This is a genomic window from Bradyrhizobium sp. CCGUVB14, assembly GCF_024199935.1.
GTDB lineage: Bacteria > Pseudomonadota > Alphaproteobacteria > Rhizobiales > Xanthobacteraceae > Bradyrhizobium.
In genome coordinates this window covers 2,046,803-2,068,112 of sequence record NZ_JANADS010000001.1, presented here as the reverse complement: position 1 = coordinate 2,068,112, position 21,310 = coordinate 2,046,803, and the positions used below count along the sequence as shown (strand labels likewise).

The 21,310-nt window shown below is 60.3% G+C and carries 17 protein-coding genes and 5 pseudogenes; 9 read left to right on the top strand and 13 right to left on the bottom strand.

What is annotated here, in order from left to right:
- Positions 1–82: 82 nt before the first annotated feature.
- Both tnpB (NLM32_RS09650) and NLM32_RS09645 read right to left on the bottom strand, forming a co-directional pair.
- Complete coding sequence (gene tnpB, locus NLM32_RS09650; protein WP_027584880.1) at positions 83–436, bottom strand: IS66 family insertion sequence element accessory protein TnpB; 354 nt, start codon at positions 434–436, stop codon at positions 83–85.
- Entirely contained in the window at positions 417–815 is a 399-nt protein-coding gene (locus tag NLM32_RS09645) for a transposase (protein WP_254128299.1), read from the bottom strand. Before NLM32_RS09645 ends, tnpB (NLM32_RS09650) begins: the two co-directional genes overlap by 20 nt.
- 2 nt (positions 816–817) lie before the next feature.
- Here NLM32_RS09645 and NLM32_RS09640 point away from each other — a divergent pair, with 2 nt between their 5' ends.
- Positions 818–1,156 (top strand): hypothetical protein, encoded by a 339-nt coding sequence (locus NLM32_RS09640; RefSeq protein ID WP_254128802.1) that lies wholly within the window; start codon positions 818–820, stop codon positions 1,154–1,156.
- Positions 1,157–1,158: 2 nt separating this feature from the next.
- On the opposite strand, the gene NLM32_RS46070 is transcribed toward NLM32_RS09640, so the two are convergent.
- From NLM32_RS46070 to NLM32_RS09625, 3 genes are all read right to left on the bottom strand, one after another.
- Positions 1,159–3,774, bottom strand: coding sequence for a Ulp1 family isopeptidase (locus NLM32_RS46070; RefSeq protein ID WP_254135268.1), 2,616 nt, complete (start codon positions 3,772–3,774; stop codon positions 1,159–1,161).
- Between the two features lie 122 nt (positions 3,775–3,896).
- Positions 3,897–4,106, bottom strand: coding sequence for a hypothetical protein (locus NLM32_RS09630; RefSeq protein WP_375143543.1), 210 nt, complete (start codon positions 4,104–4,106; stop codon positions 3,897–3,899).
- Positions 4,103–4,672 carry a type IV toxin-antitoxin system AbiEi family antitoxin gene (locus tag NLM32_RS09625; protein ID WP_254128801.1) on the bottom strand — a complete coding sequence of 190 codons (570 nt, stop codon included), beginning with the start codon at positions 4,670–4,672 and terminating at the stop codon, positions 4,103–4,105. Before NLM32_RS09625 ends, NLM32_RS09630 begins: the two co-directional genes overlap by 4 nt.
- Positions 4,673–5,486: 814 nt before the next feature.
- Here NLM32_RS09625 and NLM32_RS09620 point away from each other — a divergent pair.
- From NLM32_RS09620 to NLM32_RS09610, 3 genes and pseudogenes are all read left to right on the top strand, one after another.
- The gene (locus tag NLM32_RS09620) at positions 5,487–6,434 is read left to right on the top strand and encodes an IS630 family transposase (protein ID WP_254128800.1); all 948 of its coding nucleotides are present in this window, start codon (positions 5,487–5,489) and stop codon (positions 6,432–6,434) included.
- Positions 6,392–7,180, top strand: a pseudogene (locus NLM32_RS09615) (IS256 family transposase); the annotation flags it as partial. The gene NLM32_RS09620 and the pseudogene NLM32_RS09615, both read left to right, overlap by 43 nt.
- Before the next feature lie 11 nt (positions 7,181–7,191).
- Positions 7,192–7,480 (top strand): annotated as a pseudogene (locus tag NLM32_RS09610) (IS5/IS1182 family transposase); the annotation flags it as partial.
- Between the two features lie 283 nt (positions 7,481–7,763).
- Here NLM32_RS09610 and NLM32_RS09605 read toward each other — a convergent pair.
- The 4 genes from NLM32_RS09605 to panB form a co-directional block, all read right to left on the bottom strand.
- Positions 7,764–7,967, bottom strand: a complete 204-nt coding sequence (locus NLM32_RS09605) for a hypothetical protein (protein ID WP_254128798.1) — start codon at positions 7,965–7,967, stop codon at positions 7,764–7,766.
- A 499-nt stretch (positions 7,968–8,466) separates the two neighbouring features.
- A complete protein-coding gene (locus tag NLM32_RS09600) occupies positions 8,467–9,402 on the bottom strand; it encodes a S1/P1 nuclease (protein ID WP_254128797.1) in 936 nt (311 codons plus the stop codon).
- Between the two features lie 1,822 nt (positions 9,403–11,224).
- Positions 11,225–12,079 (bottom strand): pantoate--beta-alanine ligase, encoded by an 855-nt coding sequence (gene panC / locus NLM32_RS09595; protein ID WP_254128796.1) that lies wholly within the window; start codon positions 12,077–12,079, stop codon positions 11,225–11,227.
- 14 nt (positions 12,080–12,093) lie between these two features.
- Positions 12,094–12,966, bottom strand: coding sequence for a 3-methyl-2-oxobutanoate hydroxymethyltransferase (panB, locus tag NLM32_RS09590; RefSeq protein ID WP_254128795.1), 873 nt, complete (start codon positions 12,964–12,966; stop codon positions 12,094–12,096).
- Between panB and NLM32_RS09585 the strand changes: the two genes are divergently transcribed.
- Positions 12,958–13,365 (top strand): hypothetical protein, encoded by a 408-nt coding sequence (locus NLM32_RS09585; RefSeq protein WP_254128794.1) that lies wholly within the window; start codon positions 12,958–12,960, stop codon positions 13,363–13,365. The genes panB and NLM32_RS09585 overlap by 9 nt on opposite strands.
- A gap of 106 nt (positions 13,366–13,471) precedes the next feature.
- On the opposite strand, the pseudogene NLM32_RS09580 reads toward NLM32_RS09585, so the two are convergent.
- From NLM32_RS09580 to NLM32_RS09570, 3 genes and pseudogenes are all read right to left on the bottom strand, one after another.
- Positions 13,472–13,669 (bottom strand): annotated as a pseudogene (locus tag NLM32_RS09580) (hypothetical protein); the annotation flags it as partial.
- Positions 13,670–13,724: 55 nt separating this feature from the next.
- Positions 13,725–14,210: pseudogene (locus NLM32_RS09575) on the bottom strand (transposase); the annotation flags it as partial.
- A 117-nt stretch (positions 14,211–14,327) separates the two neighbouring features.
- Positions 14,328–16,505, bottom strand: coding sequence for a prolyl oligopeptidase family protein (locus NLM32_RS09570; protein WP_254128792.1), 2,178 nt, complete (start codon positions 16,503–16,505; stop codon positions 14,328–14,330).
- 497 nt (positions 16,506–17,002) lie between these two features.
- On the opposite strand from NLM32_RS09570, the gene NLM32_RS09565 reads away from it, so the two are divergent.
- Positions 17,003–17,263 (top strand): transposase, encoded by a 261-nt coding sequence (locus NLM32_RS09565; RefSeq protein WP_254128791.1) that lies wholly within the window; start codon positions 17,003–17,005, stop codon positions 17,261–17,263.
- Positions 17,264–17,393: 130 nt separating this feature from the next.
- Here the strand turns inward: NLM32_RS09565 and NLM32_RS09560 are convergent.
- Positions 17,394–17,575 (bottom strand): annotated as a pseudogene (locus NLM32_RS09560) (IS5/IS1182 family transposase); the annotation flags it as partial.
- Positions 17,576–17,654: 79 nt separating this feature from the next.
- Here NLM32_RS09560 and NLM32_RS09555 point away from each other — a divergent pair.
- From NLM32_RS09555 to NLM32_RS09545, 3 genes are read left to right on the top strand one after another with little or no spacing between them, the layout of a single operon-like run.
- Complete coding sequence (locus NLM32_RS09555) at positions 17,655–18,056, top strand: transposase (protein ID WP_254128654.1); 402 nt, start codon at positions 17,655–17,657, stop codon at positions 18,054–18,056.
- A complete protein-coding gene (gene tnpB, locus NLM32_RS09550; RefSeq protein ID WP_254128655.1) occupies positions 18,053–18,400 on the top strand; it encodes an IS66 family insertion sequence element accessory protein TnpB in 348 nt (115 codons plus the stop codon). The genes NLM32_RS09555 and tnpB (NLM32_RS09550) overlap by 4 nt, the downstream gene beginning before the upstream one ends.
- 46 nt (positions 18,401–18,446) lie before the next feature.
- Positions 18,447–20,099: an IS66 family transposase gene (locus NLM32_RS09545; protein WP_254128656.1), complete on the top strand. Its 1,653-nt coding sequence runs from the start codon at positions 18,447–18,449 to the stop codon at positions 20,097–20,099.
- Positions 20,100–21,310: the final 1,211 nt, after the last annotated feature.

Below are 21,310 nucleotides of genomic sequence, written 5' to 3'. Positions count from 1 at the left end.
CCATGTCTTCGTCATGTCTTCGGCGGCGTCATCTGAGAACGGCCATGCCGAAGCCCGATGACGCCGCCCGCATCGAACACGCTCAGCCCACGCTCTGATATTGCCGCACCGGATGACGACGCATCGCCGCGATGTTGATGCCGTCAAGCAGCCAGTGCAGCTCCTCCATCGTCAGCGTCAGCACCGCCTCCTGACTTCGGGGCCAGTGGAATCTGTCGGCCTCCAGCCGCTTCAGCAGCATCCAAAATCCTGACCGATCATAAATCAGCAGCTTGATCCGGTCGCGGCGACGATTGCAGAACGCGAACACCGCGCGTTGGAACGGATCCAGCCCCATCGACTGCTCCACCACGATCGCCAGGCTGTTGATGCCCGCCCGGAAGTCAATCGGTTCGCGGTGAAGGTAGACCCGAAGATCAGACGCCAGTCGGAACATCGCAACGCCCCAGCGCTTCAATCACCGCCGACAGCAACTGCGCGTCGCCGCCTTCCAGCGAAAGCGTCACGCCGTTGGGCATCGATGCCGTCAGCCGCCCTGCACAGGATCGCTCCGTCGCGCAAACCGGAATAAAAGCTGGCGCAATCGGCGCCCGCGCCTCCGGCTGGTCATCCCCGTTCTGAAGTTGTCGCTTGGCCACCCACTTGCGCAGCAGGTTCGCGTTCACGCCGTGTTGCAACGCCAGCCCCGCCAGCGACACGCCAGGCTGCAGACAGGCCTCGACCAGTCGCTGTTTGCTGGCCGGATCATAGCGACGCCGGCCATTGCACAACACGCCGACCGTCTCAAGTCTCAAAGGTTCTTCTGGAGTGATCATCGATGGTGTCCACCTCGCTCATGGTGGACACCTCATCCCATCCCCGCGCTCAACTGCATAGGTGCGTAGAAAGGAGCGCTTACGAATTTTCTTCGCCTACCTGCTCGATCCAGGCGAAATTTACGGGCTTGGCGACCTTCTGTTGCGAAAATTCCAGCGAGATATTGTCGGCCGACACCCGGGCGCAGGGACCGTCGCTGATTGATGCCGATCTGACGGACTTCAACCAAGTCGATGTGCGGCGCGAGTGGAGGGATATCGACATCCTGATCGACTTCCCGCACGACGGGATCTCCGAGAACTTCGTGCCGCGCCGCACTAGCTCTAGCGGCAGAGGCTGATGTCAACCCCGTAATCTGTTTCGCAATGCCAGCCGATCGGCGACGAGGTTGTCAAGGTGCAGCTCGCCTGCCGGCTGCCATCTTTCCGACAATCGGCTAACCAGTGCCCGCGTGCCGTCCACCACGAAGACGCCGCAATCAAAGTCGTTCCGCTGCTGGGCCATGCGGACTGGCTCCAGACGAGCAGTCAGCCTTTGTGCGAGCATTTCTGCAAGCCCGTCGTTTTGCCCCCCGTGAGAGTCGTAGTGATAGGCGACTGGCCTTTCCCGTTCGCGACGATCAACGAACAGCAACGACCAGTGCGTGCCGCGGCGAGCCGGATCCGAAGCACTGGCGTCGCTCACTGGCATGAACAGGAAGTCGGCTGTATCGTTACCATCCACTTCTACAATGCGCTGGAAGGTGGCGAGCATCACGTCCTCAGGCCCCAGGCGCAGTTGATAGTGGGCGATGAGGGGATCGACGAGCCGCGTCCGGGCGGCAAGGTCCGGATTGCTCCGCTGCAAGTCCTGCATCAGCAGTTCGTAGTCCCGCAGAATATGCCGGTCGCCCAGCCATTCCCGAGTGTCGAGCACCCGCCCGCTGCGGTCGGGGGACGGCGCTTTCAACGCATCGGAGGTTGTGCTCAGAAATGCCGGCAGAAGGTTAGCGTCGATTCCCAACTCCTGTGGGGTGGACGGTGGCCAAGCTAGCCTGCCTTCCGGAAATAGATTCCAATCAAAGTTGGACGGCATCTGTGGCGCCCAAGTTGTGTCGGAACGCACTGACTGATCCGACTGTGACGATAGTCCCGACTGCGGGGCGTCCCATCCTGCAGGCGCCCGCCATCCGGCTTGCTCCGCATCGCGCCAAAGCTCGTCCTGGTCGTAACTCACCGTTTGCGACCCGGCAGACTGATCCGACTGCGACGACGGTCCCGACCAGGGTCCATCCCACCCCGCAGGCGTCTGCCAGACCAGGGGAAGGTACGAATCTAGATTCGGCGCCGTAAGTGGGGCGTGAACCGGGAGGAATACCGGGCCGGAGGTCGCCTCCCCCATGTTCCACAGGGGCGAAGAATTGGGCTGATTAACACTGTCTCCCGGCGAATGGGTAGGTGAAGCCAGCACCCCCAAAAGCTCTACTGTATCTAAACTTTCTGCCGGCAGCCGGCCGGTTCCATCCGCTGCCGGCCCAATCTTATCAGGAGCGACAGCCTGAATTGGGGAGCGGAAGATTGGGCTTGGCTGATCAACACCGTCTCCCAGCGAGGGGGTAGGTGAAGCCAGCATCGCCAAGAGCTCTACTGGGTCTAAACTTTCAGCCGGCAGCTGGCCAGTTCGATCCCCTGCCGGCGCAATCTCATCAGGAGCGACAGCCTGGACTGACGAGCGGAAGGCTGGGCTTGGCTGATCAACACTGTCTCCCGGCGAACGGGTAGGAGAAGCCAGCATCGCCATAAGCTCTGCTGTGTCCAAACTTCCAGCCGGCAGCCGGCCAGTTTGATCCGCGACACCCCGAAGCTCCGCCGAATCGTACATAGACCGCGCGGGAGCGGGTTGATCATCCAGCCGTAGCAAAAGCTCCCGTGAATTAACATTTTGCACCGGCGACTGCACGCTTCCCGCGCCGGCGGGCCCCTGCGCGTTGCGGTAATCACGAATGATGTTCAACCCGGTGATTAAATTCTTGTTGCGTGAGTATAGGCCTTTCGCAAGCCTGATTAGGGACTCGTGATCCAGCTTGGCAATTCCGTGGCCGTCGTTCTTTAGCACTCCCGCAAACCTGTAAAGTTTGCCGGTGTAGTGTTTGACGGTATGCTCGGGGCGTCCACTGGCAAGAACCGCACTATCGATGAGAGCCTTGTCTTCCATAGAGGGAACATACTCATCCCTTTGACGAGGGACGCGAGCAGCCAAAATATCGGGTTCACGGCACTCGCGAAGCACCTCCAGCGCGGAAGCCATATTCCCATTATCCCCGAAGGACTGTTTAACGTGAGCGACCAGGGAATTGTGATCGAGTGCAGCAATTGTTTGCCCCTGAGACTCGAGAGATTTCGCCAATCTGCGAAGAGTACTCTCATAGTTCACCGCGGTAGTAGGCGTCCATCTTCGGCGCGCAGCAGCTGCACCGATGGCTGAGTCGATCAGGCTCGCATCCTCCAAAGAAGGAGCATAACGTCGGGAGCTATCTGAAGCCTTGGGCTCGCGGTACTTGCGAAGCGCGTTCAATGCGCTCAATGCGTTACCCATTGATCCATCAGTGGGAAAGAACGCACTAGCGTGCCAGACCAACGAATCGTGATCAAGCGCATCAATGGTCTGGCCCCGAGAGGCAAGATGATTTCCCAGTGCGCGAAGAGCCCAAGTATAATTGCCGACCGTGTGCGATTGTAAATTTCCCGCAAAATGCTCGGCTACCGCCTCGATTAGGGTCCGGTCTTTTTCAGTTAGATGAGGATAGCGGGAATCTGGAGTCGCGCCCGCGGCTGCAGCAACATCAGTCTGGCGCACCTCCACCAAGCGGCGCTCAAAGTCCTCCTGCCCGGCCTGTCCCGCTTGCGGTTGTTGCAATGTGGCGTGATGCGCCTCCGGCCGGCCCGACACGTCGAATGGATTGAAGTTGTTTGCGTCCACGCCAGCCTCACGTCCACAAGGTCTGAAGATCACAACTACGAGGGCTAGCTTTCGAGAAGCTGACCGAAAACAGACGTGGACGCGGTCCCAGATGGGCTTTGATGCGCCCTCCTGGGTGCGGGTCAGATCGATATCCTCGGAGTACCCAGCGGCTTTGGGAAATGCAACTTGTTGAGCGCCGTACCGCCGCGAAACCGAAGCTCCTTGCTCAGGAATGGATCGCTGAACAGCTCGACGAGCGCCCGCGCGATGATGAGGTCTTGCTCGACTTGCCGCGGCTCGGCCCATGGTGCGATCTTTGACCACGCGACGATATTTGGCGTCGGCATCATTCATCCACCTCCGGGTGGCGTTCCACGGCAACGTGCCATCGCTCATTGCGCTCAATGGGTTTCGGCGGCGAAGCCTTTGCGCCGCGCTTTACTGGTTCGAGCGTCACCCGCGGCAGCGCTTGCGCGGAGGACAGGTGATTGTGCAAAGCCTGCGCGCGCTTGGCCTGTCCGAGCCGCTCAAGCATATCTCCGAGCCTTTGGCTGCAAGCGCGCTCAAAGTGTGCCGCCATCGCTGCCAGTTGCTCGCCATCGAGTTTTCCCCCGAGATCGGCAAGAACGGTCGCAACGGCGTCGATGCCACCGGCCACATGCATGTAGCGAAAGAGATCCAGCGCCGTCAGTTCGGGCGAGGATATTTTAATTTTTCCCGTATCTGCCTTGCGTTCGACGATGCCCCCGCGGACGCTCTCCAGATCCTTGCGGAAATAGAACGTAACCCAAGAGCGCCCCGCGCGGATCTTGCTAAACTGCTTATCCGTCACGACCTGGAATTCCATCACGGCATGATGCGAGGCGCCGTGCAGTTCGGCCGCCTTGAGCAAGCCTGCATAATATGGACGCTTCATGGCGCATCAGCGCGTCGATGTACCAGATGGGCGGCGGCGCCTCCCAGCTCATAAACTGCGGCGGGAAGGCAACGTAAAAGCCGTGTCGGGGATTGAACAGCGTGTGGCGTTTCTGGAGGCGGGCCGCGGCTTTGAGGAAGGCGGCTTCCGTGATGCCCAGAGCGGCGATGGCTTCGGCTCGCGTGAACGAGATCCGCCCCTCCGATTGGAGGGTCGTGATGAAGGTCGAGAGACTGGAGCGAGGCTGTAGCATCATATGCAAAAACAGCCCATAAATGTCCATTTTTCAATATGATGCGATGGGACCGGAACATCCCATGACCACCGAAATTTTCACCCGCAACCTCATCCAGACCGTATCGGATTGGCGGCGCGGCGGGAGCCACGACCAGAAGGTTAAGCGCGGTGACCACCTGAAGACCGCCGTGGCCTTGCTGCCTGAGCACTCCCGGACTAGCGCATTTCGACAGGAGGCCCGCGAAAAGGATCGGGTCTGGCAATTGCTCGCGACAATCATCTGCCGGAAACCATCGCCTCCTGGACGACCGACATCGCCATCGCAAGAGCATTCAAGGGCAGCGTGCCCCCGGCGGGTCTGCAAGGCGTCATATTCAAGATCACGCTTCCGAAGGACGGCGTGGTTCTCAATCTGGTCGGCGATCCTGCCGCTGTGGACGCGGCGCAAGAGCCTGGATGCCCTGCTGCCAGTGCTCTAGAGCATCCGGCAACTGAGGTGAATCAAACGTGATCGAGGGACGGCTTCCAGCGAGGCATTTGGCGTGAGTCCATGTGGTCTCTGATTCGGAGGCTGGACATGGGAACGGCGGCGCATTCGGACGATCTTCGGTCTCGGGTTGTCGAAGAGATTTTGGCGGGAGCCTCGCGGCGACAGGCCGCGGAGCGATTCAAGGTGAGCGCGGCCTCGGCCGTTCGCTGGGCTCAACTCCACAGCCAAACCGGCGGCGTTCACCCCCGGCCGCGGGGCGGCAAAAGCCGCTCCCCGCTGGAGCTGCATGCGGCTTGGCTGCTGGACCTGACCTGCGCGGAACCGGACCTGACGCTGGAAGCGATCGTGGAGCGCCTCTTGGCAGGCCTTGGATTAAAGACTTCGGAGGCTGCGGTTCGCCGCTTCTTCAAGCGACACGCGATCACCTTCAAAAAAACGCTGCACGCCGCCGAACAGGATCGGGCCGACGTATCCGAGGCGCGTGAACGCTGGAAGGCAAGCCAGGCGAGCCTCGATCCCACCAAGCTGGTGTTCGTCGATGAGACGGGCGCCAATACCAAGATGGTCCGTGTCTACGGACGGTGTCGAAGGGGCCAGCGTCTGGTCTGCAAGACTCCGTGGGGACATTGGAAGACCACAACCTTCACCTGCGGCTTGCGCTGTGACGGTCTGGTCGCGCCCTGGGTGCTGGAAGGCCCCATGACCGGTGACGCATTCCGCGTCTATATCGAGAAGGTGCTCGCCCCGACCCTGTCGCAAGGCGACACCGTCATCATCGACAACCTTGCCAGCCACAAAGTCGTCGGTGTGCGCGAAGCGATCGAGGCGGTGGGCGCGAAACTCCTATACCTGCCGCCCTACTCCCCTGATCTAAATCCCATCGAGCTGGCATTCGCCAAGTTCAAGACCGGATTACGAAAGGCCGCAGAGCGAACCGTCGATGACCTCTGGCGCAGAATCGGCATTCTCATCGACGACTTTTCCCCGCTGGAATGCCAAAACTACCTCCGCCACGATGGATACGCGTCAGCTTAAGTGACGGATGCATAGCTGCGCGGCATCTCGACGGGCGACTTCCAGGACGCGCTGTCGGCGCTACTCGGCAAGGATGCACCGAACCTGTCGCCGTCGGTGATTGCACACACCTGACGGCCGACTGGCAGGCCGAGTACGAGCGTTGGCAGCGTCGTGATCTGTCGGCGCGGCGCTACGTCTATCTCTGGGCCGATGGCGTTTATTTGCAGGTCCGGATGGCGGATCACAGCGAATGTATCCTGGTGCTGGTCGGCGCGACGCCGGAGGGCCGCAAGGAGTTGGTCAGCTTCCAGGTGGGCACTCGCGAGAGCGCCCAGGGTTGGCGTGAGCTCTTGGCCGATGTGAAGCAGCGCGGCCAGCGGATCGCTCTTGCAGTGGCGGTCGGTGACGTCGCGCTGGGGCTCTGGAAGGCCCTTGATGAAGTCTTCCCCGGCACGCGACACCAGCGGTGCTGGTGCCACAAAGTCAGCAACATGCTCGACAAGGTCGCCAAATCCGTGCGGGGCGCGATGAAGAACGATCCGCGGAACGTCTATCTAGCACCGAGCCGGGCGAAAGCCGAAACCGCGATCGACACCTTCGTCGAGAAATACCGCGCCCAATACGCCTCTGCGGTCGAGTGCTTGATCAAGGATCGTGAGGCCTTGCTCGCTTTCGCTGCCGAGCATTGGGTTCATCTGCGCACCTCGAATCGGATCGAGAGTGTGTTCGCCACGGTGCGGCATCGAAAAGCTCACCGGCGTGGAGGCTAGCCGCAATCCACCTCAACAAGGGGTGCCGCGGCCACAACCACCCGCATCGGTTCTGGGGCTGGATCTCGGGTCAGGTCCGCCGCGTCACAGCTTCCATCCGGCGCGAGATAAAGCGTCGCGCACCTGCCGAGCCCGTCATCGGCGACCTCAAGGCCGAGCACTGCATGGACCGGCACCCATCTCATAGGCCGCGCTGGCGACCGCATCAACGGTGTTCTGGCCGCAGTCGGATACAACTTCGGACTGCTGCTGCGATGGCTCGCAGGGCTCTTGCGCGCCATCATCCTGGTGCTCGCCCCGGCTCAAAGATCGCTTGAATCACCATTCGCCCGCGTTCTTCACGGGGGACTGCCGAGAATCTCCGCTCGGGGTCGCGCGCCAACCGACGCGATCAATTGGCTCGCAGGCGACCCCGCTGCGGTGCAAAGTTACCGACACTCGTCGTGATCCGCCTGGCTCGTGCCTCTGGATCACCTTGCTCGCCCTAATCGTCGTCGGCTGAGCCGGTATGGGCATGGAGGCCGTGGAGCGATGTAGCCCACCAAGTTTCACGCCCCACTGAGCGGTCGCCTGCGCGTCACTCTGGCGCGATCGTCGCAAGTCCAGCTTCGATGACTGCGATTTCTTGGCTTACTTGCGCGACGGCTCGACTTGGATCGATGCCGGTGACGCTTCTTAGTTGCCTCAGCAGCTCTCGCCGATGCGCAAGAACACCCTCCAGCGCGCCACGATCCTTTAGTCTGACGTAGCCGTTGACGATCAACTCAACCGAATGCGACATCTATCCCTCAAATAAACGAATGTCCTGAGTTTACTAATATATCGGATCACGCGGCACCGCGCAGCATCGCATAGCGGAAAATCTTTGATTAGTAAGATCAACGAGCAAAGCTCTTTGTCGCCGTGCATTAACCGCGCCCATTTTGGTGGCGGTCGCGGAGGTGGTGATGTGTCGCGTAACCGGCGCCTTCGCGGCAAGGGGCCGCCGCCTCCAGAAGCGGCGACCCCGCCCAACGCGAGCGACCAATGCCAGAGCGGCTGCCGAACAACAGGAAGCGCACCACTTTTTCATTCGCGACATATCTCCCGAAGGCGCTTGCGTGCATCTCAATGGAAAGAAGCACAATGCGTCTTGGCATTCTTCGTTCTCACGCGAAGTGATACGGCAAGCAGCCGTGCGTACGAATAAAGTTTAGCCGCGATGCTCGCCTATCGAACGTTACTGCTGGGACGCTTGGCCATTGTGCGCAACAACTTATCACGAGCCCCTACACAGACGCTCATTTAAATGCATCGTTAAGGATCGCCGCAATCCTGGCGCCGGCGAGTGCAATCCTCTGGTTGGCGATCCTGTGGGCCCTTGACTGATAAGGCTGCGTGAGTTTGTACGGACCGTCGCCGCCGCGAATCGGCGGCGCGTACACTGAACTCTTGGCGATCTCGAAGCTCTCCTGGATCCAATCGTTCTCATCCGTCGAACCGCTATCCACCGTCCGAAGATCCGCAGCGGCGTCGATCGCATCCTGCGGTCGCGCGCTGGTCGGTCCCAACAACCCATCCCAGAACGCATGGAGTTCCCTCGCGCTTCCGCATTTTCTGCAACTGATCTTGACGTCGTTTCCTCCGGCGTCGCCATCCTGCTCGGCGTGCGTAAAGCGAGAGGTCGCGTGCAACGGCTGGTGCAGGTCACCGATGAGATGAAGCAGCCAGGAAAGATCGTATGAGCGCACGTCGTCCGATGCCGTCTTATCCGCAAGCGTTTTCTTGAAGACCGCGACCTGAGTCTGCGCGTTAGGCGATTGCGGCTGCTGCAATGGGGTGCCATCCGTCGAGAACGGTTCATCAATGAAGTGCCAATACTTGTGGCGAAAGTGATCGGCAAATCCGATATTCTGCGACGCTTCGGGGGTATGCGGCGCAACATCGCCGTTTCTGTCGCCATCGTTGTGGTAGTCGCCGAGCGATTTGATCTGGTCCGGCCACGTCGCCGCCTTGACGAACGCGACCTGGTCGCGCTGGCTCGCCGGCACACCCTGGATCCAGCCATCGTATTGAGGATTGAGTTTGAGAAGGCGCGTGGCCTCCTGCTTGGCGGCAGGCGTCAGCTGGCTCCAGGCCAGCGCAGCTGCCTCCATATGTCCGAAATTATTCCAAGCGTTGGCGGACGATCCAACGAGTACTGCACAGCCCAGCGCGATCAAGAAACGTATCTTCATCGAAAATCCTCACTGATGGAAAATTGAAAAGCTCTCTTAAGTTGTGAATACTTAATTACACACATCTTGTGTCATCAAAAAGAATGAAAGATAGTGCTTGCTACGCAGACGTCGCTTGGGCCGAGCTCAAAACAAGCTCGGACGAATAACCGTCGAGGCTTGCCTCCCGCGCGCTCACTCAATGTCCAACCAGTTCAACGCTGCACTCACCATCTGCCAGGCGCGGTCTCCACGGCTCCTCCGAGCTTAAGCCGAGGGAGGTCTTTTGGACCAAGAGGGCTCGCCAGGACATGCCACCATATTGATCCATGACATTGTCGCGACCCCGACCTCAAGCCAACATGAAGCTGCAGTCAGCAAGGCCTCGAGCCCAACGGGAACGAGATCTTGCCTATCGCGCCTAAAGAAGGCTCGCGGTACAAGGTAAGGGAAGGCAATGTCTGTAAGGTGACGGCGTCGATAGCAATCGTAGTCGCAATATCCTCCCCCTGTTCGCACATCTCGCACGTAACCTGGACCTAAGGACCAAAACATCCGCTGCAGGTCCTATCGCCGTGCGGGGTCCTGTGATTTACGAGGATGAATTTCATAGTCTGCGCCGTTAGGCATCTCCATCCGGCCTGAGATCTTGTAGCGATCCGAGCGTTAGAGATCGCGCCGATCTTAGTTCCGAGCCGGTCTGGATCGACCTTCAAGGTCGTTTGCAGCAACGAATGCCTATGATCCGGCATCACGACTGGGGTATCCGAGAAAGAAGAACGTGGTCTTCCTCAACGTCCGCGTGGCACACGCTGCCAACTGCTAGGCCGCTTGCAGCCAGGAAAGCCATTTATGATCGGCTTCGCGGCGAAGCCTGAAGCGGTCGACGCATTTCTTGGAACAAAGAGCCGTTCGCCAACAGTAGTAGCGGATCAGACCGAACCGTCCACCGCAGATCGCACAGCACCTTGCTGAACCACGCTCCGAATCATGCGAGCTGTTTCGCATTGTCGCCTCCTGTCGGCGTTAACTAGATCGTCATCGCTTTGCGCGCAGCACGAGGTGCGCACGCCGCGCGCGACTTGGGCCGGTCGCCAGGCCTTCCGGCTTTTACGGATACCGTGCGCAATCGCTTGATGTGCACCGATTTTGACGAAGCAGCCACTCCACTGGGAGGGCTTCGCCGATCGCTGACTATAAGCGTCATTCAATCTCGATTGGTGCAATCAACAACGAAGTTGAGCCTAAATCCTGCGCCGAATAGCCAATACACGACGAATTCTAACGAGACTGACCAAGAACATGCATCTCACGGCAGTGGCTTGGAGCTAGCGCTGCCTTCGCCTGTCAAAGGGTGGCAATCATCCGTCTCGAACTGTTCGATCAGCATGGTCACTGCGGGCCAGCCGAGATATTACCTTTGTGGTTGGCTTGGCGAAGGCGAGGCCGTTCACGTTGCTCAGCGATGTGGATGATACAGCGGACCAAATTTAGTCCGCGCGGTGCCTGAGCTGCATTTCCGCAAAACTGGTGCAGAAAGGGCGAGGTAGAGGGCGGCAGAGAAATCACCGTCATGCACACAAGCGACAAGACCGGCCGAATTGGGGCTTGCGAGGCGGAGGACATTCAGCCGTTCATAGCCTGCTTACAACAGTGGCCCGCGCCATTGGGCGAGCAGAAAACAGTATGGCCGCCCCTCAATCGGTCGCCTGCTTCACACTATGCTTGATGTTGCGACGCTCGCACTTAAGCTTGCCAATGGGCATCGCGCACCTTGGTTGCCTCTCTCTTGTTCCCAGAGCTGTCGGGCTCCGATGTCGTCAGTCGATCCCGTTCGCTCGGACTACGGACTCACTTCCGCCTTAAGGATGACGTTATCGATCAGTCGCGTCGAGCCGACATAGGCCGCCGCGCACAGAGCAGCAGGATTGCTCAAAGGATTCGAGGCCGGCTGAAGCGTGTCGGCATCGACGAGCTCGAGATATTGCAGCCGGTCGACTTCATCCAAATGCCGCCTGGCGATTGCAATAAGCCTCTCGCATTCGCGCTCGCCTGCACGAAATTCGGCCTCGGCTGCGAACAGACCGCCACTAATCGCAAGAGCCCGCCGGCGCTCTTCTTTATTGAGATAGCGATTGCGGCTGCTCATGGCCAGCCTGTCCGGCTCCCGAATGGTTGGCACGGTGACGATCTCGATGGGAAGATTGAGATCAATTGCCATGCGACGCACGACGGCGCATTGCTGGAAATCCTTCTGTCCGAAAAACGCGACATTCGGCTGCACCATGCTGAACAGCTTGCAGACGACGGTTGCGACACCGCGAAAGTGCCCAGGCCTGAAAGCCCCGCACAAGGGTTTTGAGAGTTCGCCGGGTTCGATGAAGGTCTCGAACTGAGCCGGATAGACCTCCTGTGCATCCGGAGCAAAGACAATGGTCACGCCGGCATCACGGCACAGCCCCTCATCCCGGGGAAAGGCACGCGGATAGGTACCAAGATCTTCGTTCGGCCCGAACTGAGTGGGATTGACGAAGATACTTACAACCGTGACGTCGCATTGCGCACGACTCGCCTCGACCAATGCCAAGTGACCGTCGTGCAGGTAACCCATTGTCGGTACGAAGCCGACGCGCTTGTGCGAATTGCGAGCTTTTGCAAGAGCGGCCCGCAGCTCAGCGACCATCGTAACTGTTTGCATGTTGGAGCTTTATCTCAGGTTGGATTGGAAGGCGCCCAGCTTGCGATAGCATCAGTCAAGCCTTCGGGAAGCCGATAGCACTCTTGTGGCGTCGGGAATGCACCATTGCGGACATCTGCGGCCCAGCGTGACAGCGCCTCCTGCAATAGCGGAAAACCCTCGACATAGGTGCGAACGAATTTCGGCCGATGGCTTTTAGTCAGGCCAAGCACGTCATGGAACACAAGTACCTGGCCCGAACAACGAGGGCCAGCGCCAATTCCAATTGTCGGTATTGTCAGGGTCTCGGTCGCGCGGGCGGCGAGTTCTGCCGGGATACCTTCCAGAACGAGAGCGAAACATCCGGCTTCCTGTAGACGGTGGGCGTCGTCGAGCAGACGCAAGGCATCATCGGGGTTCCGACCTTGCACCTTGAAACCGCCCATAACATTGACGCTCTGCGGCGTCAGGCCGAGATGGCCCATCACCGGAATCTCGCAATCGACCAAGGCGCGTACGATTTCGGCGCGCTTGGCTCCGCCCTCAAGCTTCACGGCGTCGGCCCCACGCTGCAGGAAACCTCCGGCGTTGCGGATCGTCTCCTCGGGACGCAGGTGAAAGCTGAGAAAGGGCATGTCGGCCACAAGCAAGGCGCGAGGTCGTGTCCGCGCCACGGCTTCGAGATGATGGTTCATCATCGCCAAGCTAACCGGCAACGTGTTGTCGAATCCGAGACAGACATTGCCAACACTATCCCCGACAAGGACGATATCGACGACGGGGTCCGCGATCCGTGCCGTTACCGCATCGTATGCGGTCGTCATGACGACACGCCGCCCCTCCCCCTTCCACCGCTGCAGAGTTGGAATGGTGACGCGCTCGGCAAGCGCCTGCGAAATGTGGCTCATCCCAAAAATCCGATCCGTCGACTAGCCCGCATACCCAAGGTCGTCGCTTCCTATGGAAGGCGAGAGAAAAATGTCAACGGTGAGGAGAAAAAAGAAAGATACTCCGCCAAAATTGCGGACGAGAGCACAAAAACATCCAATGATCGCGCGATCATCGAAAAAGACCTTCCAGGCCGCAATCGACATAGGGACCGATTGCGCGGCAGGCGCGCGTCGCTCTGCCGGCGGGACGCCAGTTCCACTTTCTCACCTCAGCATCAGCGGGACGATCTCGCCAACGCGGTGACCGCCGATCCCGGGCTGGTCGGGCTGCACGAATGCGGTGATTTCATAGTCATTGATGCGGCAGAGCCGGACATTTCTGCCGGCCGGGGAATCGCCGATCGTGATCCAAATTGAGCGATTCGCTCAACTTGGCGAGACAGGGAGACTTACAGCCGCAAAGAACTCCCCCTTGGGATCGAGGTGGAAATCGCTGGCCGCCCACAGTGCCGATCGTTGCTCATCCGCGACCGCGGTACGGATCATTCTCGTCGTGCCCTTCCCATGAGAACTCGGCGCAGGCCGATCCGTCGCAGATGCCGTAGCGCGCATCCAGGAAGCCCTTGAGAGCCCCAGAGGCGATTTCGCCATCGGACTTGCCCTTGAAGGTGAGATGCGCCTCTTTGACAAGATCAAGGAAGTCGCTGACCCAGACGTCCATCTCGACGATGCGCCAACAGCCGACAAAGGCCTTGCGAACCCGGGTACCTTGGCCATCAGCTGGCCTCCGCGATCAGCTTGGGCAGCCGCACCAGATTGTAGGCGGTGGCAGCGAAGGAAAAGTCCATCGACGCGATCCCGGTCACGGAAGCCGGTCTTCTCTTGCCGACAACCGTCTTGATCCAGCCGAATGCCACCTCGATCCCCTTGCGGATGCGCTGGCTGACGGCATAGCCGCCGTGCCGGGTCGTTCGCCCGTCGATCGCAGAGCGACGGACCGCTGGTGTTCTGCGCTACATCCGGCGTCACGTTCATCGCGCGCAGCGCGTTGACGAAGTCTTCTGCACCGTAGGCTGTGTCGGCGCCAAGGGTGATCCTTGTCGGCCGGTTGGCACGAGGCTCGATCATGTGCAGCGCCGCCACTCGTTCGGCATGCCCGTCAGCCAGTGTCAGGCAGCTGTCGACCAGCAGGCCGTGGCGGTCCTCCATCAGCCCATGCCCGATGAGGCATAACTTCACCTCTTGCCTTTACCCTTGCGGTACGCCTTGAGTTCCTACCCGCCCTCCGCAGCGCCTCAGCACCAGCAGACGGCGGCCGCCGAGCCGGCGGCGGATCGCCGCCAGTTTGCGCAGGCAGGCACGGTTTCATCATCGGCTCACTAAGGGCGACCAAAGCCTGGTGGCAGGCGCATGTCGAGGTTCTTGAGCGAAAAAGCGAGCCGATCCGCAGCTTCGTTCGCGACCGAGGATTGCTTCGTGCCTGCCCCATGCCCGGCCTTCATCTCCACCTGTAGCAACACCGGCTTATCGGAAGCGGCCAACGCTTGCAGGCGCGCGGCGAACTTCAAGCTATGCATGGGCGCGACACGGTCATCAGTTTCTGCCGTCCCGATCAGTATGGCTGGGTATCGGCGGCCTGGCTGGATGTTATGATAGGGCGAGTAGCTGCGCAGGATCGGGAACATCTTGGAATCTTCCGGATCGCCGTATTCTCGAGCCCAGAGCCGCCCGTTGTTGAATTGGGGAAAGCGCAACAGGTCTAGGATACCCACGGTCGGGAAGGCGACAGCGAAGAGGTCGGGGCGTTTCGTGGTCGTTGCGCCGATCAACAAGCCCCCATTGCTGTAACCCAGCGCGGCCAGTTTTCGAGGATTCGTGTAGCCGGCACCCACGAGGTATTCGGCCGCATCGACGAAGGCGTCGAACACCGCCGGCTTGTTCTGCAACATGCCAGCTCGGTGCCACTCCTCCCCGTAGGTGCCGTCCCCCGGCAGCTGGGGGAAGGCAAAAAGCCCGCCCATGTCCATCCAGGTGACCTGCTCGGGGCGGAAGTCGGGTGGGAAGGTGAGGCCGAAGCCACCGTAGCCATAGAGCAACGTCGGCGTCGCGCCTTTGACCAAGCCGCCCTTCCTGTAGGCGAGGAACATCGGGACGCGCTTGCCATCCCGGCTGGTGTAGAAAGCCTCCTCTACGACGTAGTGGGCAGGGTTTACCGGTCCCCGCGGCCGTAGTACGGGCGCGACCCTGCGAGTCGCGATATCATAACGGTAGACGCTGAAGGGCGTCGTGAAGCTCGTGTAATCGAAGTAGACTGTAGAGGCGTCCTCCGGCCCGGCGAAGCCGCGCGCTAGGCCGGGACCAGGCAGGCTGACCTCGCCGTCCTGCGCCCCGTCTTCACGGAAGACACGGATTCGCGACTTTCCGTGATGCAAGTAGTGCGCAAAGAACCGCTCCCCGCCGCAAGTGACCGCGAGCAGGGGATCTGTGGTCTCCGGGATGATGATGCGTGGCGGGTTGCCCAAATGGCCGAGGTCGAAGGCGACCAAACGGCGGTTGGGCGCGCCTTCGTTGGTCAACACGTAGAACACCGCGCCCTGGACAGCCACGAACCGATTGCTGGCGAGCTGGTCCTGCTTCCCAATGGAGATCGGTTTGAATCCGTCCTCGGGCCGGGTCAGGTCTTCGACGAGTAGCGTCGCCCCACCACCTTCGAACCCTGAGTTGACGATGAGGTAGCGACCGTCGGCAGAGACCGATCCGATGAACATGTGGTCAGGGTTGGCCTTGTTCTCATACACGAGTCGATCTTTGGCCTGGGGCTCGCCGAGCCGGTGGTAATAAAGCTGCTCGCCGGCGTTCTGAGCACGGAATTCTTCATCCTTCGGCGGCTTCGAAAAGCGCGTGTAGTAGAACCCTTGACCAGCGTAATCCCAGGCGGCCGCACCGAACTTGTTCCAGCGCACCTCGTCGGGGAAGACCTTGCCGGTCGCCGTGTCGATAACCCGCCAAGTGCGCCAGTCGGAGCCAGCATCATGAACCGCATAGGCTACCAGCCGGCCTTTCAGCTCATAGGCGACGTCAGCGAGTGCGCTGGTCCCGTCCTTGCTCCACGAGGCCGGATCAATGAGTTTCACGGGCTTTGAACTGTTGCTCCGGACGACCCAAAGCGCCGCCTGTTGATCACCGGGGCGCCGGCGAAAGAAGAATTTGCCGCTGTCCAGACGCACGGGCGGGCTCACCGTCTCGATATTGTGGAGGGCTTCGAGTCTGCGGAGGATCGCACGACGCTCAGGCACTCTTGCCAGATATCTCCTCGTCAGACGGTTCTCCGCCTCGACCCAGTTGCGGACCCGGGGCGCGGTCTGAATGTTGTCCTCTAGCCACTGGTAAGGGTCCTCCACTTGGGTCGCCCCATACCGATCGAACCTCGACGCGGTGGCCGCGAAGGGGTAGCGCAGCGCGTCAGCCCTCGAAGCCGGACCGGAGCAGGCCAAGGCGGCGACCGCAGCGCCTACGGCCAATTGCCGCAAACGGTTCTGGATAAGGAATGAGGTCATGATCGGAGTCTTCTATCGAATACGACCGATCACCCTGCTCCAACGGGGATATGTCGGTCCGACGCGTCGTTGCGCTAATCCAAAGCATTCGTCGTGCCAAAGGAGAAACTCATTGAACTGCAATCTGGTCGCCCCAAAGCGCGCCGGTTCGCATCTTCACACATCGTCGCGCATCAGACACGGTGCGTGCGCGTTGCAACAGGGGCGGCTCTCGAGAGACTTCCTCTGGCGGAGCGCAGTTGGCCCACCATCTCAAATTCTAGTCTTACTGAGATGAGTGTCGCGGCACTTGTCGACGGGAATCCTATATTTGAGAGGACACACTTTTCAGCGGCGGGAGGCCGAGATGGGTCTGACAAAATCGGGGGACATAGTGTCGCGGCTTTCGACATATATTGAGTGCCTTGCGAGCGTGATCAGACATACGGGACGAGCCAAACCGCTTCGCGATTACTGCATCGGGCTGATGATGCCATGCGATCAAGAGCGTCGAGCCGATGGCAGCGATGAAGGCTCCTGAGGGGACAGCGCCACAGCATCGGGCGTTGTTGCATCTTGTCGGTCAAGGCGGCTGGTCGGATCAGCAAGTGTTGAGCAAGATCCGTGAGTTAGTTCTGCCGGCCATCGAACGTCACGGAGAGATCGAAGCTTGGATCATCGATGATACGGACTTTCCCAAGAAGGGGCGGCACTCGGTCGGCGTTGCACAGCAATATTGCGGTCAGTTGGCAAACAAGACACTTGTCAGGTCGCCGTGACGCTCTCGGGCCATCATGCGAGCTTGCCGGTAGCCTATCTGCTCCATCTACCAAGCGAGTGGGTTGCAGCTTATGGCTTTCTGGTCTCGGAGCGAGAAACGATTTTCCCCTCAGCAACAGCATCCACCAAATCTGCAAGGATAGAATAAGACGCCTGCAACCGCATAGCCCGCAGCAGCTTCTCCGGCGGGATCGACGGCCGCCTAATCGGCGAACATAGCGCGGCAAACTCCCTTCCAGCGCCGATAGCGCCTCGTTCACCGTCGTCCGGATCGCTCGCAGCGGACGATCACGCCGCACCCGCACCTCCAGAGTATTCCTCCGTTGAGGGCCGCCTTGTTTGACGGATGCGAACGCTGCAGGTCCTAGGGGTAATCCTAGGAGAAGCGCTATGACGATTTCGCGGGCAGAGGTGATCACATCGGTCGAGCGGCGGCGGCGGTGGTCGCAGGATGAGAAGGAACGGCTAGTTGCAGCATCGCTCGAGCCCGGAGCCACTGTTTCCGAGGTGGCTCGCATGGCCGGCCTTCATGTGAGCCAGCTGTTCAAGTGGCGCAAAGAGCTTTGCAAGCACAATGATGCGAGTATAGCACCGTTAGTGCCGGTCGAGATTGGGCCGTCTGTGCCGCCCCGGGATGTGGCCGAAGCGCCTTTGACGACGGCACCGGCGCGTCGACGAAGGAGCCAGGGGATCATCGAGATTGATCTTGGTAGCGGACACCGCATCCGGGTCGATGGCGAGGTTGATGGAGACGCGCTGCGTCGAGTTCTCGATGCTCTGGTGCGCCGATGATCCCGGTTCCGACAGGTGCGCGAGTGTGGCTCGCAACAGGCTACACGGATATGCGCAGAGGCTTTCCGTCGTTGGCGCTCCAAGTGCAGGAGGTGCTGCGCAAAGACCCGCTCGGCGGTCATCTGTTCGTCTTCCGCGGTCGCCGCAGCGATCTTGTGAAGATGATCTGGCACGATGGCCAGGGCGCATGCCTGTTTACCAAAAGACTCGAGAGAGGAAGGTTCATTTGGCCATCTGTTGCCGGTGAATCGGTAACGATCTCGCCGGCGCAGTTGAGCTATCTGTTGTCCGGGATCGATTGGCGCAATCCACAAGAAACCCAGCGTCCGACGCGGGTCGGATAGCTGTTTTACGGTTTGAATCTGCTGCTTGATCTGATTCAATGGCTTCATGATATCGAAGCCGGACGAACTTCCATCGGACCTTGTCAGTGCCCTGGCGGCGCTGCAGGCCGAGCGTGAGGCGCGGCTGCAAGCCGAGGCGGTGGCTGCTAGTGCGCGGGCGGAGCTATCAGACAACGAGGCGCTGATCGCGCATCTCGAGCTGCGAATCGAGAAGCTCAAACGCGAACTGTACGGGCAGCGTTCCGAGCGCACGGCACGGCTGCTTGAGCAGCTGGAGTTGGAACTCGAAGAACTCGTCACCACGGCGAGCGAGGATGAGCTTGCCGCGCAGGCCGCAGCGGCGAAGACGCAGAACGTCCGCCCCTTCATGCGCAAGCGGCCGGTGCGCAAGCCATGGCCGGACGACATCGAACGCGAGCGCGTCGTTATTGAGGCTCCAACGACCTGTACCTGCTGCGGTGGATCGCGGCTGGCGAAGATCGGTGAGGATGTGACCAAGACGCTGGAGGAGATCCCGCGCCGGTTCAAGCTGATCGAGACGGTACGCGAGAAGTTCACCTGCCGCGATTGCGAGAAGATCAGCCAGCCGCCCGCGCCGTTCCATGCCACGCCCCGCGGCTTCATCGGCCCACAATTGCTGGCGACGATCCTGTTCGACAAGTTCGGCATGCATATCCCGCTCAACCGCCAGAGTGCGCGCTTCAAGTGCGAGGGGATTGACCTACCGTTGTCGACGCTGGCCGACCAGGTCGGCCACGGGACCTTTGCCGTCATGCCGCTCTTCCACTTGATCGAACGCCATGTGCTCGCTGCCGATCGCCTTCATGGCGACGACACCACCATCCGCATCCTGGCGAAGGGCAAGTGCACGACCGGCCGGATCTGGACTTATGTGCGGGATGACCAGCCCTTCGCCGGCCCTGCGCCGCCGGCGGCGGTCTATTACGCCTCGAGCGACCGACGAGGCGAGCATCCGCAAAAACACCTGGCCCGGTTCAGCGGAATCCTCCAGGCGGACTGCTACAACGGCTTCGAGCCGCTGTTCGACCCGCGGAAGAAGGCGCAGCCGATTACGCCGGCGTATTGCTTTGCCCATGCGCGGCGGGGCTTCTTCGAGCTGGCTGATATCGAGAAAAATGCTCGGGAAGGGAAGAAGGGCAAACCGGTCTCTCCGATCGCGCTGGAGGCGGTCAAACGCCTCGATGCGTTGTTCGAGGTCGAGCGCGCCATCAACGGCTGCGGCGCCGACGAGCGGCGCGCCGTGCGCCAGGACAAGAGCAAGCCGCTTCTCGAGGACATGCACGCTTTGTTGCTGCGTGAGCGCGAAACCCTCTCGCGCTCCTCTGAGGTCCTGAAGCCAATCAACTACATGCTCCGGCGCTGGGACGACTTCGCCCGCTTCCTCGACGATGGCAGGATCTGCTTGACCAACAATTGTGCCGAGCGCGCATTGAGAGGCATCGCCCTGGGAAGGCGCAACTGGACCTTCGCCGGCAGCCAGCGCGGCGCCGACCGGGCCGCCATCATGCTGACGATGATCACGACCTGTCGCCTCAACGACGTCGACCCCAAGGCCTGGCTCGCCGACGTCCTTGCCCGTATCGCGGATCTTCCCTCATCGTGTCTGCACGAACTGCTGCCTTGGGAATGGAAGCTCCTGCGCCAAGCCGACACGCCCGCCGATCATCAGGCTGCCTGACCTTCACGCAACACCATCATAGAGCTCGCCGTGCCCGCGCGCATGCGTCAATCAGGCGGTCTTCGTCGTATGAGTACCCTCCAGATCAACGTAGCTGAACAGCTCGCCCGTTCGATTGTCGCAGCCGCGCACGCACCATCTCCGACTCTCGGCGCAGCCAATGAACCGCGGTCACCGGCCGGCGGCGAGCGCCCTTTCTAACGGTCTGCTATCGAGAACACGTTGGCGAGGCCGTACAGCGATTTGGATCAGGTGAGAGGGTGGCGCACGAAATGACGCACTGGCAGCGCTCGTGCTGAGGCCGTGCAGCGCTTGATGCGGGGGTGGGCTGTCACAGCTTGGGGGCCTGGCTGGAAGCTTAGACCCATTCGTCAAATCTGGATGCTGCGTCGGCCTGTTCGGCTTTGATGAGTAACCTATTGCGCTCCGGTCCCGGGGCAATTGCGATGCCTTGTCCCGTGCTTGTTTCGCAACTGCCGTCAGCCGTTCACGCAGTGATGGGAGTTCGATCCGACGTCGTCTCACCATGGGACACTCCGCGAGCGGTGATGATCCAATAAATATCGCTACATAGGAGGTCGCGTACGCCTACGAAATTTAGTAGGCCACATAATGCAAATTCATCTGATACGCATTGATGGTAGCGGTGCGGTCACGGAGCTAGAGACATGCCGATGTGTCGCGGAGCCATAGGCATGCTGAGACCTAAAGAATATCGCGAACTCGCTAAGATCTACAGGGACATGTCGAAAGCCGGTGATGTGTCGCCTAGGCGATTGTGCGTCCTGGTCAGCATCTCCAAAACATATGCCAAGTTGGCCGACCAATGTGAGCTCCTGGACAACATCGTCAAAGACGAAGACTGCAAGGTTATGCCGTTTCCGAGATCTAGGTGATCCGTGCGGGGCAAAGGTGCCGTGCTTGGTGGCGTAGATGCGCTTACTGGCAGAATCCGCCAGTGACAGCCTCCTCGGCGGCCGGCTTTCGGACGTCGAATGGGGCTACGCGCCAGATAACAAACTGCTCTTGATACGATTGCGATCCGAACTTGCAGAAGTTAGAGCGTGGCTGCTGATAAATCTATGATTGGAACGGCGCTTTCACGGCCATTGAGGCCGCAATGATGACCGCAGCAGGTCAGCGCTCGGCAGATTGTTGGGTTGGGGGGCAGAGCGCCACGGGTTGACTTAGCAGGGCGACCCCACGGGCGC